The sequence below is a fragment of the Marisediminitalea oceani genome, from assembly GCF_003731635.1.
Classification (GTDB): domain Bacteria; phylum Pseudomonadota; class Gammaproteobacteria; order Enterobacterales; family Alteromonadaceae; genus Alteromonas; species Alteromonas oceani.
Genome location: NZ_RCUA01000082.1, coordinates 15,849 through 30,165, shown reverse-complemented (window position 1 = coordinate 30,165; position 14,317 = coordinate 15,849). Strand labels below are relative to the sequence as shown.

12 protein-coding genes are annotated in these 14,317 nt (G+C 50.0%); 7 read left to right on the top strand and 5 right to left on the bottom strand.

Annotation, left to right across the window (positions count from 1 at the left end):
* The first annotated feature begins 100 nt into the window (after nt 1-100).
* The 3 genes from tnpC (at nt 101) to D9T21_RS20755 (ending at nt 3,439) form a co-directional block, all read left to right on the top strand.
* Nucleotides 101-1,510 carry an IS66 family transposase gene (tnpC, locus tag D9T21_RS20765; RefSeq protein ID WP_123323152.1) on the top strand — a complete coding sequence of 470 codons (1,410 nt, stop codon included), beginning with the start codon at nt 101-103 and terminating at the stop codon, nt 1,508-1,510.
* 85 nt (nt 1,511-1,595) lie between these two features.
* Complete coding sequence (locus tag D9T21_RS20760; protein ID WP_241155778.1) at nt 1,596-2,204, top strand: 1-acyl-sn-glycerol-3-phosphate acyltransferase; 609 nt, start codon at nt 1,596-1,598, stop codon at nt 2,202-2,204.
* Nucleotides 2,201-3,439, top strand: a complete 1,239-nt coding sequence (locus D9T21_RS20755) for a cystathionine gamma-synthase family protein (RefSeq protein ID WP_123327086.1) — start codon at nt 2,201-2,203, stop codon at nt 3,437-3,439. The genes D9T21_RS20760 and D9T21_RS20755 overlap by 4 nt, the downstream gene beginning before the upstream one ends.
* Before the next feature lie 331 nt (nt 3,440-3,770).
* On the opposite strand, the gene D9T21_RS20750 is transcribed toward D9T21_RS20755, so the two are convergent.
* Entirely contained in the window at nt 3,771-4,313 is a 543-nt protein-coding gene (locus D9T21_RS20750) for a glutathione peroxidase (protein ID WP_105933195.1), read from the bottom strand.
* 176 nt (nt 4,314-4,489) lie between these two features.
* Here D9T21_RS20750 and D9T21_RS20745 point away from each other — a divergent pair, with 176 nt between their 5' ends.
* Nucleotides 4,490-6,970, top strand: a complete 2,481-nt coding sequence (locus D9T21_RS20745) for a S9 family peptidase (RefSeq protein ID WP_123327085.1) — start codon at nt 4,490-4,492, stop codon at nt 6,968-6,970.
* 8 nt (nt 6,971-6,978) lie between these two features.
* Here the strand turns inward: D9T21_RS20745 and rrtA are convergent, their stop codons facing one another.
* Nucleotides 6,979-7,590, bottom strand: a complete 612-nt coding sequence (gene rrtA, locus D9T21_RS20740) for a rhombosortase (protein ID WP_123327089.1) — start codon at nt 7,588-7,590, stop codon at nt 6,979-6,981.
* An 86-nt stretch (nt 7,591-7,676) separates the two neighbouring features.
* On the opposite strand from rrtA, the gene D9T21_RS20735 reads away from it, so the two are divergent.
* Both D9T21_RS20735 and ggt read left to right on the top strand, forming a co-directional pair.
* Nucleotides 7,677-8,441, top strand: a complete 765-nt coding sequence (locus D9T21_RS20735) for an enoyl-CoA hydratase (protein WP_123327084.1) — start codon at nt 7,677-7,679, stop codon at nt 8,439-8,441.
* Between the two features lie 14 nt (nt 8,442-8,455).
* Entirely contained in the window at nt 8,456-10,222 is a 1,767-nt protein-coding gene (ggt, locus tag D9T21_RS20730; protein ID WP_377908481.1) for a gamma-glutamyltransferase, read from the top strand.
* 467 nt (nt 10,223-10,689) lie between these two features.
* Here the strand turns inward: ggt and D9T21_RS20725 are convergent, their stop codons facing one another.
* Nucleotides 10,690-11,967 (bottom strand): O-acetylhomoserine aminocarboxypropyltransferase/cysteine synthase family protein, encoded by a 1,278-nt coding sequence (locus D9T21_RS20725; protein ID WP_123327083.1) that lies wholly within the window; start codon nt 11,965-11,967, stop codon nt 10,690-10,692.
* A 249-nt stretch (nt 11,968-12,216) separates the two neighbouring features.
* On the opposite strand from D9T21_RS20725, the gene D9T21_RS20720 reads away from it, so the two are divergent.
* The gene (locus D9T21_RS20720) at nt 12,217-12,603 is read left to right on the top strand and encodes a c-type cytochrome (RefSeq protein WP_105933199.1); all 387 of its coding nucleotides are present in this window, start codon (nt 12,217-12,219) and stop codon (nt 12,601-12,603) included.
* Between the two features lie 46 nt (nt 12,604-12,649).
* On the opposite strand, the gene D9T21_RS20715 is transcribed toward D9T21_RS20720, so the two are convergent.
* Both D9T21_RS20715 and cysK read right to left on the bottom strand, forming a co-directional pair.
* The gene (locus D9T21_RS20715; RefSeq protein ID WP_123327082.1) at nt 12,650-13,105 is read right to left on the bottom strand and encodes a hypothetical protein; all 456 of its coding nucleotides are present in this window, start codon (nt 13,103-13,105) and stop codon (nt 12,650-12,652) included.
* A gap of 117 nt (nt 13,106-13,222) precedes the next feature.
* A complete protein-coding gene (cysK, locus tag D9T21_RS20710; protein ID WP_105933201.1) occupies nt 13,223-14,188 on the bottom strand; it encodes a cysteine synthase A in 966 nt (321 codons plus the stop codon).
* Nucleotides 14,189-14,317 lie beyond the last annotated feature (129 nt).

The following is a 14,317-nucleotide window of genomic DNA, read 5'->3' as shown; positions in this document are numbered from 1 at the left end:
GTAACCGTTCACCAGGGCCCTATTGACAGTTAGTAATATTTATTTTCAATGATCGTGGGGATCCTATTGATTGATCCCGCCAGTCTGTCAGAGTGGTTTCATGCCACGTAAAAAGCAGCCCACAAAGCCACCCGTCGCTACTAATCTCGATGATGCCAATGAGCTCATTAGTACACTCTGGGACAGGCTAAATGACCTCGAAGACCGACTGAATCAAAACAGTCGTAATTCATCGCGCCCGCCATCTTCTAATGGTCCGAGTGTAGCTTCATCTGCGCCAGCTAAAAAGCCGACGGGCCGTAAGCGCGGTGCGCAATCCGGCCATAAAGGTAGTAAGCGGATGCTGGCCGATACCGTTGATGAGACGCGCACCTATTATCCCGACGATACTTGTGCTTGCGGTGGTGACATTGCTATCAATGATTCCCCTTATCGTCGGCATCAGGTATTTGATATTCCCAGCCAGGCATTCTCTGTAGTCGAACATCAGTTGCATCAGGGCCAGTGTTGTCAGTGCAGTAAAACGGTAAAAGCAACGCTACCTGACAACGTGAATCAGGGGCAGATGGGAAATAACCTGCTAGCCTATGTGGCAATGCAGTCGGGGCAGTTTCACCAGAGTATCAGTAAAATCCAGCAGCAGCTCGAACAGAACTTCGGTTTATCGTTCAGTCGCGGTGCTATCTCTGAAGCGCAGGGCCGGGTTAGTTCAGTACTGACGCCAGCGTATCAGGATATCAAAGAGACGATGCGCACTGAGGCGGTGGTGCACTGCGATGAAACCCGTCATCAGCGTGGTAACGAAAACCGCTGGATGTGGCAGGTATGCACAGCAGAATTATCATGCTTTATGACGCACTTCTCACGTGGCGCCTGGGCGGCAAAGAAACTACTCGGCGATAATCCGGAAAACATTGTTGTTACTGACCAGTATGCCGGTTATCACTACATCGATTCAGACCACCGTCAATTGTGCTGGGCGCATATCTTAAGAAACATGAATGCGCTGGCGGAAAGCTGGGGTACGAATAAAACCTATGGAACAACGTTAGTCAGGCTCATTCGCATACTGTTCCGGCTGCAACACCGGTATGAGAGTAACGCACTAAGTGAAAAGCGATACCTGGACCGGATGGAAAAACTACGCATCGCCTGGCGAGAGCAACTTGAACTGGCATCAAGACGCTGTGTGACTCCCCGCTATCAGAACCGGTGTAAGCTACTGCTAAAACACGATGACATGTGCTGGGTATTCCTCAGTCACGATGGCGTCCCTCTCACTAACAATGAAGCCGAGCGTTCATTGCGAAGCTATGTGCTGTGGCGAAAAGGCAGCTATGGCGTGTGGTCACATCGGGGCGAACTGTTCAGACAACGTATACTCACCATCGTAGAAACCTGCCGAAAACAAAAGCTGAATCCTCTGAAATGGATCCGGGCAATACTTGCTGCGACGCTGAATAAAACCACCTATCCTCTGCTCAACGACTTTAAAGCTGCCTGTCAATAGGGCCTTGGTGAACGGTTACGCTTTGGTGGGGCACTCCATAGCGGTTACAATTACCGATAACAGAATAACCGATTGGTGGCGGAATATGCAGTCATTCAAAGCGCCATTACCAGAATCAGTCCCACAATACCCGGTTGGCATGTGGGGTACATGTTGCCGGTGGTGGCTGGATAAGCGGGGCTGGACAGTGCAAGGCAGCCTGGCTAATCACCCTAAAATGGTACTGGCCGTTGGGCCGCATACATCTAACTGGGATTTTATTATTGGTGTGATGTTTAAACTGGCACTCGGTCTGGATGTGGCGTTTTTAGGCAAACATACCTTGTTTGAAGGGCCCTTAGGCGGCCTGATGCGCCGCTTAGGTGGTATCGCCGTGGACAGAAGTAAAGCCCATGGCGTAGTGGGGGAAGTGGCCGGGCGAATTAGCCGTTCAGAACAGTTACTGCTCGCTCTGGCACCAGAAGGAACGCGAAAAGCCGTGTATCCGTGGAAAAGCGGCTTTCTTTACATAGCACAAACCGCTAGAATTCCCATTCAGTGTGTCGGCCTTGATTATCAACAAAAAACGCTGGTTTTCGGGCCCGTCCTTACAGTATCCAAAGATGTAACGGTGTCGATGGAGTCGGTATACAGTTTTTACCGCACCGTCACCGCTAAATACCCGCAGCAAACAATTACGGAGCCCAACGCGTGACCAAACCGGGAGTGACCACTCGTCAAGTACATGCCGACAGACAGCTAAATCATCCGGCCGATGGTGCCGTACATACCAGTACCACCAACGCTGTCTTATTCGAATTTGAAAAAACGCAAGATCTGGTAGATGTCTTCCAGGGCAAAAAAATGGGCCACGTTTACGGGCGCTCCTCATCAGGCTCAATGGCTGCGCTGCAAACCATTATTGCTGATATGGAAGGCGGCATTGCAACAGCCTGTTTTGCCACCGGCATGGCTGCAATCACCAGTACCATGCTGTCGCTGTTTAAAGCCGGCGATCACTTAATTGTGAGTCAGTATCTGTTTGGCAATACCCGCAGTTTCTTAGACACGCTGATGGATTTAGGCGTTGAACTCACATTTGTTGATGTAACCTCTATTCAGGATGTGATTGCGGCGAAACAAGACAATACCCGCGCGGTATTTACCGAGACCATCGCTAATCCGGTTACGCAGGTAGCCGATTTACGGGCCATTGGTAAATGGTGTGAGGAACAAAAACTGCTGTTTATGGTAGATAACACCATGACACCGCCACCAGCGTTCGATGCCAAAGCTATGAAAGTTTCACTGGTGCTGACATCGCTCACCAAATATCACGGTGGCCATGGCCACGTGCTCGGTGGTGCGGTAACGGATATGGGCAACTACGACTGGACGTCATTCAATAATATTAAACCGGCTTATCAGGTTGCTGACGAGCGCATGTGGGGCATCACCCAAATTCGCAAAAAAGGGCTGCGTGATCTGGGCGCTACGCTGGCAGCGCAATCGGCACATCTTATTTCGGTAGGTATTGAGACCCTGTCTCTGCGTATGGCGCGTAGCACCGAAAACGCCATGAAACTGGCCACCTATCTGGAAAGTCAGGATAAGATTGAGCGAGTGTATTATCCGGGCCTTTCTAATCATCCGCAGCACTATGTAGCTCGTGAGCAACTAGGTGGTTATGGTGCGATCCTGAGCTTTGATTTGGTGCCTGGTATCGACCCTTGCGAATTCCTGGATGAGCTTAAGTTAGTGCTATCAGCCACCCACCTTGGTGATACGCGCACACTGGCACTGCCGGTGGCTTCCACCATCTTTTTTGAGAATGGCCAGCGGGAGCGTGCGCGCATGGGCATAACCGAAACTATGATCAGAATGTCGGTGGGGATTGAAGATACCGACGATCTGGTAGCCGACTTTGACCAGGCACTGGCAAAGTTTTAAGCACAAACATCACGATTAACGAATTAGAAAAGCCTGCATTTTGCAGGTTTTTTTTGTCTCTGCAATTGTGAGCCTGCGAATTTAACAGCTTGTAATAATTCGCTTTTATTTTGAGTGAGAATAGTGGGGCAGATTAACTGATGAGGGCAGCAAAAATATTTGCAACAATTTGTGAAAAAGTTTGAACTTTAGATCAATGCGAGGGACTAACTCTATGCAACTAGCAATTACGGGTTTTAATGTGTGAACCCCCGATTGTTTAAGTGTGTTCCAAGTTGAGTGTGCATATTAGCCCCGCAGTTTGCGGGGCTTTTTTTATGCGTGAAGAAAATTACATGGCTAACGCTTTTTCAACGTCACCGCGTAGTTCTTTATCAGAAGGTTTTACTGAGCTCTTGTAGTGCTTAACGATTTTACCGTTTTTATCTACCAGGTACTTATTGAAGTTCCAGCTCGGCTCCTCACCGGTGGCTTTGGCCAGAATGCGATACAGCGGATCGGCATCATCACCCTTCACATGGGTCGGCTCAAACATCGGGAATTCCACACCGTAGGTTAACTCGCAAAGTTCGGCGGTTTTACCTTCATCGTCGTCTTCCTGGTTAAAATCGTGGGATGGAAAGCCCAGTACCACAAAATCGTCGTCCTTGAGCTCATCATACATGGCTTCAAGCCCTTCAAACTGTGGAGTAAAGCCACAGTAACTGGCAGTGTTAACAATCAACAGGGTTTTGCCCTGGTATTCGCTGCACAAATTTACGGTTTCCTGAGAATTGAGTTTACGTTTCATGAACTTTAATACGTCAGGGCAGCTGTTTGCCTGCGCGAATAAAGGAAGCGTACTGAATAACAATGCGCCAACTAGTTTTTTCATTGCTTTATTCCTGTTGTTAGGGGTTAACACCAATACTGTCCGGGCGGGTAGGTTGGATCAATTTATCCGTAGTGCGCTTAACAAGACCAGCGTGTGAAAAACAAGGACAAATGTCTACTTCCCGCATAGATAGCTGGCTATAATGGGCACGAATTTATAACGAAGTAAATAATAATATGCGACATACTCTAATTAAAAGCAGTGTTTTACTGGGCTTGAGTGTTGTAGTTGCAGCCTGCAACAGTACCGCGCCGGAAGCCGTTACGACAGAACCCACCGCCAATGTTAGCCAGTTTGCCAGGGTGATTAAACCCGAGGCACCACAGGCAACGCAGGTAAACGACAGTATCACCCTCGAACAGATTATGACCGACCCAACGTGGCTTGGTCGTCAGCCGCAGAGTCCGGGGTTTGGCCTGGATGGCAGCGTGGTTTATTCCCGCAAGCAGGAAGATACCCAGCTCTATGATGTGTTTCGAATTAACCAGCAGGGCGAGTCGGTAAAAGTTGCGCCTGAGGTGCTACACAAATACAAGTCTGATGAAAAGGCCACCAGCCGTGACGGTCAATACACCGCCTGGAAATACGAAGACAGCGTGTTTGTGCAAATGCCTGATGGTGAGATTGTCCGGGTAACCTATGGTCAGCCGCTGAGCAATATCGGCTTTTTAACCGATAATCGATTATTTGCGCGGTTATACAATACCTACATCGCCATTGATTTGGCCAGCGGTCAGCAGGAAAAACTGCTGAGCTGGGAATTTGCCGATGTGCCTAGCGCCAACAAACCACCTAAAGACTTTGTTGCTGCTGAACAGCAATCGCTGATCCAGTACATTCAGGTACAGCGCAAAAACCGCGCAGATAAGTTCGCCCAAAAGCAGGCGATGCGTGCGCACAGCCCGGCGGTTGCGCCGGCGCCGGTGTATTTTGATGACAATGAGCGTCTGGTCGCCGCTGAGCTGTCGCCAAGTGGTAAACATGCGATCATCGTGACCACCAAAAAAAGCAGTACCCGTGATGACTCCGATATTATGCCGCATTACATTCAGGAAGATGGTCGCATTGCCGCAATCAGTGTGCGCCAGCGGGTTGCGGATGCCAAGCCGGTAACGCAAACCACCTGGCTGGTTGATGTGGCTACCGGTGCCAAACACGAACTCTCGTATGTGGGCTTACCCGGCTATAACGAAGATGTACTGGCCGATGTAAAACGCGAGAATGCTGCAGCCCGTGGCGAGGAGTACACGGATAACCGGTTACCCCGCGCAATCGGCCTGCTTAACAGCTGGTCGCGCAGTGGCCCGGCCATCCGCTGGCATGAGGATGGCTCTCAGGTGGCCCTGCTCCTGGAAGCCTGGGACAACAAAGACAGCTGGGTCGTTACCGTTGATCTGGCGGCCAGGAAGCTGGTAAACCAGCTGCGCCAACACGATGATGCGTGGATCAACTACCACCACAACCAGTTTGGCTGGCTGAATCATTCCCATACGCTGTTCTATCAGTCAGAGAAGTCCGGTTACAGTCATCTGTATCTGCAACAACCAGGGGAGGCGCCTAAGGCACTTACCAGCGGTCAGTATGTGGTAGATAGCGTAACTGTGTCCGAAGACGATCAGTATGTGTATTTTAAAGCCAATAAAAAGCACCCCGGTATTTACGAAATTTACCGGGTTAATACGCAAACCGGCGAGCATCAGGCACTCACCGACCTGAATGGCCTGACCGATTACGTGTTAAGCCCGGACGAGCAAACCTTACTGCTTACCCATTCCACGGTAACCCGTCCGCCGGAGTTATATTCAGTGGCGGTAAACGGTGAGCAAGCCCCGCAGCGGCTAACCCATACCATTAGCGAAGCTTTCCTTGCCAAACCCTGGGTAGCACCGCAGGTGGTGGCGATCGATTCCAGTCATACGGAGCAGCCCATTTATGCACGGGTGTATTTACCGGAAGGTTATACCGAAGGAGAGCCCCGTCGGGCAGTAGTGTTTAACCACGGGGCAGGCTATAAGCAGAATGCGCATTTAGGCTGGTCTGATTATTTTCGCGAGTTTATGTTCCACAGCTTTTTAGTTAAACAAGGCTACGTAGTACTGGATATGGACTACCGTGCCTCCCGTGGCTACGGTCGCGACTGGCGCACTGCTATCTATCGTCAAATGGGCACGCCGGAGCTGGAAGACCTGCGTGATGGCGTAAACTGGCTGGTAGAGAATGCCAACGTGGATCGCGACCGAATCGGCACCTATGGTGGCTCTTATGGTGGCTTCCTTACCTTTATGGCGATGTTTAATGCCCCGGATCTGTTCCAGGCCGGTGCGGCGTTACGCCCGGTGTCTGACTGGGCGCATTATAATCACGGCTACACCTCTAATATCCTCAATACGCCGGATGTTGATCCCATTGCTTATCGCAAAAGCTCGCCAATTTATTTTGCCGAAGGGTTGCAAAAACCGCTGCTGATCAACGCGCCTATGGTGGATAACAACGTATTCTTTGTGGACGTGGTGCGCCTGGTGCAACGCCTGATTGAGCTGGAGAAAACCGACTTTGAAACGGCTATCTACCCGGTAGAGCCGCACGGTTTTGTACAGCCCAGTTCGTGGTTGGATGAATACCGCCGTATTTACGGGCTATTCGAAGAAAATCTCTAGCTATTAATTTATGCCTTGCGGCGGCTGGCTATAAAGCCTGCTGCAAGGCTGCTTCCCCACATTAGTACAAACAGCAATACACCACACACCGCGCCGTATAAATGGGCATCAACAGCCACACTGGCATCAATTAAACTGGCCACATCCTCGCTGCTTCCCTGCAACTGTTCAAACACCAGCTTGGCGGCAACACCGGCCAGTAATAACCAGCCGGAACGGACTTTATTTAAAATATCCATAAAAGCTCCCCACACAAAAATGCCGTGTAAGGCACCAGAAAGACCCACATACCAGATTAATTGCGGAGACAGAAAGTAAATGCCCAGGCTGGTACCCAACCCACACCAGATAAACAACTTTAAAAAGGTGACCGGGCGATAATGCTCGCCATGCAGCGCCCACAGTAAGGCCAGGCCAACCAGGTTTAATAACAGATGGTACCCGTTGGTGTGGATGAGGTTGCCACTGATCAGGCGCCAGGTTTCCATGCTTTGCAACGCATAACGGTCGTAGGCCAGCAGATCGGTCATCGACTGACCGGCAAAAAAGAAGGCAATGCAAACAATGGCCAGAATTAACGGGCCGAGACTAAACTGTGGTTTTACTGGTAGCGCAACTATCATTGGAATTTATTGTTGATCAAAAGGCTGGGGCGCTATCATAACGAAAATGCCCTACGAAGCCCAATAAAGAGTCGGAGACCATAATGAGCAATATTCTTATCGAAACCCAGGATGCCATTACCACCATCACCTTAAACCGTCCGGAAAAGAAAAATGCCCTGACCCGGGAAATGTATCAGACTATGGCCGATGCCCTGGTTGAGGTTAACCAAACTGAGAGCTGTAAAGTGGTGGTTATTCGCGCTGAAGGTGACGTGTTCTGTGCCGGCAACGAAATCGCCGGATTTGCCAATCACGGCGCTGAGCCTCACCTCGCAGAAACTGTCAGCTTTATGAATGCGCTGCTCAACTGTAAAAAAACGGTAGTCGCCGAAGTTTCAGGCAAGGCGGTTGGCATTGGTACCACCATGCTGTTACATTGTGATTTCGTGTATACCCACGGTGAAGCCCAGTTCGTAATGCCTTTCATTAATCTGGGTTTGGTGCCTGAATATGCATCGAGTTATATCCTGCCGCGAATGGCAGGTCGGCGTCGTGCCAGCGAATGGTTATTACTGGGTGAACCCTTTGGTGCTCAGGAAGCCTATCAGTTTGGCATGGTGACCAAAATTGTCGAACCCGAAGCCTTGCGGGACACTGTTAACAAAGTTGCCGGTAAGCTGGCCGCCAAACCTGCTTACGCTTTGTTGCAGTCAAAAGCACTAATTAATAACGAGGCAGAAGCCATTCACCAGCATATGGATGTTGAGCTGGATGTGTTTATTGAAGCCATGGGCACAGAAGCTGCGCAGGAAGCTTTTGATGCATTCCTGCACAAGCGACCAATTAACCCGGAAAAATTTAAATAAGAGGAAGATTCACCTTGAGTCGTAGTCGCACGCGCATTCTTTTTCTGGCAGGGTGCTTAACCCTGTCTTCCAGTTTTCATGCTCTGGCTCAGCAAACCCCGGCACCCCGTGAAGCGGGCGAGCCGGAAGCCGCTACCGGTTATATCGAGAAAAAAGCCCATATCAGTCAGGACTACATGGTAGTTGCTGCCAATCCTTATGCCTCCTGGGCGGGTAAAAACATCATCGAACAGGGCGGTAGTGCTATCGATGCGGCAGTAGCCGTGCAGGCCATGTTAACCCTGGTAGAGCCGCAATCGTCTGGTATTGGCGGTGGCGCTTTTATGTTGTACTGGGATAACAAAGCTAAAAAGCTGCACACCTTCGATGGCCGTGAAATGGCCCCGGCGGGTGTGAATGCCTACTGGTTTATGGAACACGGTAAGCCCATGAAATGGCTGGACGCGGTGGTTGGCGGTAAGTCAGTTGGCGTACCGGGCGCACTCAAGGCGTTAGAAACGGCTCACGGTCAGTTTGGTAAACTCGACTGGCCGGTATTGTTCCGCGATGCCATTAATACCTCAGAAGAGGGATTTAAGGTGTCCAAGCGGCTGGAAAAACTGGTTACCATGGCCGAACAGTACCACAAGGGCATGAAAACCTTTCCCAGCACGGCAACCTACTTTTACCCGGCAGGCAAGCCACTACAGGCTGGTACTACGAAAAAGAACCAGGCATTAGGCAAAACCCTGCGCAATATTGCAGAGCAGGGCGCAGATTATATGTACACCGGCGAGCTGGCAGCAAAAATTGCGAAAGCTGTGCAAGGCGTAGAAATTAACCCTGGTGCGTTAACCGCCGAGGACATGGCCAATTACAAAGCGATTGAGCGCAACGGTGTGTGCGGTGAGTACCGTAGTAAGCAAATCTGCGGCATGGCGCCACCCAGTTCAGGCGGGATTAACGTTTTTCAGGTACTTAAACTGCTGGAAGGCTTTGATTTATCTGAATACCCCATCGACAGCGTAGAATTTGCCAACCTGTATACGCAGGCGAGCGCCTTAGCCTATGCCGATCGTGAAAAATACATAGCCGACAGTGACTTTACCAATCTGCCTTACGGGGCGTTGATCAACGAAGGTTACCTGCATCGCCGCGCTGAGAGCATTAAGGTTGATAAGCCGTGGCGCTTTGCCCGCCCCGGTGAACCGTTTTCTACCCAGGTCAGCCAGGGTAGCTCACTGGAACAGCCGAATACCAGCCACTTTGTTATCGTTGATAAAGAGGGTAACGCAGTATCCATGACCACCAGTATCGAGTTTATGTTTGGTTCGGGCATTATGGTTGACGGCTTTTTGCTGAATAACCAGCTAACCGACTTCTCGTTCTCGCCATCGATGAACCGCTTCCCGGTACCTAACCGGGTAGAGCCACACAAACGTCCGCGCAGTGCCATGAGTCCTACCATGGTATTTAACGATCAGGGCGAGCTTGAAATTCTGGTGGGTTCACCAGGCGGTAGCCGCATTGTGAGCTATGTGGCACAAACCCTGATTGGTGTGATTGACTACAACCTGGATATTCAGCAGGCCATTAATCTGCCGAAGATCACCAATCGTAACGATTACACTGCGCTGGAAAAAGGCACGCCAATAGAAGCCCTGCAGGGCCCGTTAGAAGCGCTTGGCCATAAAGTCAAAGTAGTCGACCTGAATAGCGGTCTGCACGGTATACAGGTAACCCCAAAAGGCTATGTGGGCGGCGCCGATCCACGACGTGAAGGCGTTGCAGTAGGCAAATAACACAGCGCTTTTAAGGTACATCAGATGAAAGAAAGGCCGGTAAGCATCACTTACCGGCCTTTTTATTTTTAGGCGTTAACAACCAACTCTAAAAATAAGTTAATTATTTGAGGTAATACTTACCACCTGCTGTTTGCGGCTACCAAAGAATGATGATTACCGTTCGTTGCCGGAGTCGCCGGTAGTATAGTAGAGTCTATCGTACCAAACGTCCCTGTGATTCATCCCAGCCACGCCATCCATGGCGTGTCGTTCCTTATACTGCGAAATGCCACTGGCATTTCGGTTATTCGTCACCCATGTGCCGCATCGACTGAATCCTCATCCATGATGATTCTTCTAATTTGTTATGTATGCCAGTGACAATGACAACACTGAAGAAGGGCACACATTCTGTTCTTTCTCCGACTTATATTAAGGCTCCAATACAATAGTTATGAGCTGAAGTATTTAGGAGCAGTTTTTTACTATACGCTAACGGCGTTTAGTGCTTGCTCCACATCGGCGATGATGTCGTCGATGTTTTCAATGCCTACTGATATTCGCACCAGATCGGCGCTTACTCCGGCACTGGCTAACTCTTCTTCGTTTAACTGACGGTGCGTTGTCGTGGCCGGGTGACAGGCCAGTGACTTGGCGTCGCCAATGTTTACCAGGCGCAAAATCATCTGCAGCGCATCAATAAACTGTGCGCCGGCTTCACGGCCGCCCTCAATACCAAAACTTAAGATGCCTGATGCCTTACCGCCGGTGATTTTCTCACAGGTGGCGCGATAGGGGCTATCGGCCAGGCCGGCATAGTTTACCCAGCTGACTTTTTCGTGGTTACTCAGGTAGGCTGCCAGCTTTTCGGCATTTTCGCAGTGGCGTTCCATACGCAGGCACAGGGTTTCCAGTCCCTGCAGGATCTGAAAGGCATTCATCGGGCTGATAGCTGCGCCGGTGTTGCGCAGTGGTACTACCCGGCAACGGCCAATGTAGGCCGCAGGACCAAGGGCCTCGGTGTACACCACACCATGATAGGACGGATCAGGCTCATTCAGCACGGCAAAACGCTCTTTATTGGCAGCCCAGTCAAACTTACCGCTGTCCACAATAATGCCGCCCACGCTGGTACCGTGGCCGCCAATGTATTTGGTGAGACTGTGCACCACAATATCTGCGCCCAGTTCAAAGGGGCGACACAAAACAGGCGTAGCAACGGTGTTATCAACGATCACCGGCACACCATGTTTATGAGCAATTTCGGCCAGTTTCTGAATATCTACCACGTTACCGGCGGGGTTACCGATAGACTCACAAAAAACGGCTTTGGTGTTCTCATCAATGGCTTTGTCAAAGCCATCGTAATCGTCGTGAGAGACCATTTTTACCTGCACGCCCTGGCGCGGCAAAGTATGGGCAAACAGGTTATAGGTACCACCGTAAAGCTGACTGGTACTCACAATATTGCTACCTACTTCACAGATGGCCTGCAGTGCGTAGGTGATGGCTGCCATACCCGAGGCCAGTGCCAGCGCACCAATACCACCTTCCATTGCCGCCACGCGTTCTTCCAGTACCGCCGTGGTGGGGTTCATGATGCGGGTATAAATGTTGCCCGCCACCTTAAGATCAAATAAGTCAGCGCCATGCTGCGTATCGTCAAAGGTGTAGGAAGTGGTTTGATAAATCGGTACAGCCGCTGCCTTGGTAGTGGCTTCAGACTCATAACCGTGATGCAGTGCAATGGATTCTAATTTCATAGTGATAAATATCCTGAGGTGTCCTGATTAAAACTCGGCCAATATCATGGTTTATGTCACCCATACCTGCAACATGTATTTTACATTTACCGGCTGATTAACCGCTTACGGTGCTGAATTCATTGATCTAAATCACGCGGTGTTCAAACCAGTACTTTGGGAGGATTGTTGCTGAAATCCACTGTACCTATGCTTGATACCAGACACGCTTTTTCGTTCACAGAACGAGACTAAAATGAGGAAATACCCATGAAAAAATCAGTAGTTTTGATGGCAATTGGTGCAGCGCTGATGGCAAACGGTCTGGCAGCAAAAGAAACTGAGTCACAGGACGTTAAAATGATCAATCTGGCTCACCAGAGTGGTTGCGTTACCTGCCACTCAATCGCCAGTGGCGGCAGCGGCCCGGCAGGCTTAAAGCCGATTGGCCCGGCGTGGCAGGACGTGGCGAAAAAATACAGTGACGTAGAGAATGCTCAGGAAGCGCTGGTCACTACTGTACTGAATGGTTCAAGCCCCTATGCCAGCCACTGGAAAGGTGAGGTAAGTGGTTTTGCGATGCCACCCAATTCAGTGGTCATCAACAAAGAGCAGGCTAATGAGCTGGTGGGCTGGATCCTGCACTTAGCCGATTAATCACTATCGATAGACTATTACGGTCCCGGCCAGCCCGGGATCGTGGTTATAAAAAGGGATCAGCCTGAATTTTATCGACCTTCCACTGACCGCTCACTTTCTTAAGCTCCAGCGTACGTAAATCTTCGACTTTATCGCCGTTATACTGACCAGAAAAAAACAACGTAACATTAGCGTTGTCGGCATATTCGGTTCGGCCAACCGACTGACTGGTTTGTGGAGTCACTTCCACTGTATCGTATTTAAGGTTAAATACGTGGCGCTGAACATTGTTCTGGGTGTGATAGCGTTTCAGGATCCGGGCCATGCGATCGGTACTTAACTCCACTGCACGGTCAAGGTTTTCATCCAGGTACACGCCCCGAATAAACATTACCGCGGTATATTCCGGGGTGTTTTCATCGAGCATGCCGTAGCGGCCAATGCGCTCTTCTTTTTCGCAGGCGCTGAGCAGGAAGATAGCAATAAAAGGGATAATAAATAAACGAAAGCGTAACGGCATAATTATAACCACCGGTATTAATCAGTCCCTTACTGTAACTTTAGTCTATTTATTTGGCAAACGGATAAAAAAACGGGGCCATGAGGCCCCGTTTCTGATTGATTATAGAGTAATCAATTACTGTACTTCTTCCTGATCGCCAAAGGCGCCAGCGAAAAGTGGGCTGGACAGATAACGCTCGGTACCACTGGCAAGCAGCACTACCACAATCTTGTCTTTGTTCTCAGGACGCTCAGCAAAGCGCTTGGCGGCAACCACGGCTGCACCAGAAGAAATACCCGCCAGGATACCTTCTTCTTTCATCAGGCGGTGCGCCATTTCCATACACTCATCGTTGCTGACCTGTTCTACTTCATCTACCAGATCAAGGTCGAGGTTACCCGGAATAAAGCCGGCACCGATACCCTGAATTTTGTGTGGTCCCGGAGTCAGTTCTTCACCCGCTTTCGCCTGCGTGATAACCGGTGAATCAGTCGGTTCTACCGCTACAGAGGTAATTGCTTTACCCTGAGTGTTCTTGATATAACGGCTAACACCGGTAATGGTACCGCCGGTACCTACGCCTGCTACAAACGCGTCAACTTTACCGTCGGTGGCTTCCCAGATTTCCGGGCCGGTGGTTTTTTCGTGAATTTCCGGGTTGGCCGGGTTTTCAAATTGTTGCAGTAATACGTACTTATCCGGGTTGGAATCAACAATCTCCTGAGCGGCGGCAACGGCACCTTTCATGCCTTTAGGCGCTTCAGTAAGTACCAGGTTAGCACCCAGGGCTTTAAGCAGCTTACGACGCTCAAGGCTCATGCTTGAAGGCATGGTCAGGGTGATTTTATAACCACGGGCCGCGGCGACGAATGCCAGCGCAATACCGGTGTTACCACTGGTTGGCTCAACAATTTCTTTGCCTTCGGTGAGGACACCGCGTTTTTCGGCATCCCAAATCATGTTAGCGCCAATACGGCACTTAACCGAGAAACTTGGGTTACGGGATTCAATTTTTGCGTATACGTTACCGCCAGTCACGCGCTTTAGCTTCACGAGTGGCGTATTACCAATGGCCAGTGAATTATCTTCAAATACTTGCATGGTTATTCCTTTTGTTTGTCTTGGCTCCAGCGCGCTTTTGTTCAGGCTGACAAATCTCACAGAGATTATTGGTGGAGCTTATTTGGTTACCCTTATATCATTGTTATTAAGTCATAAAATGCAAAGTGA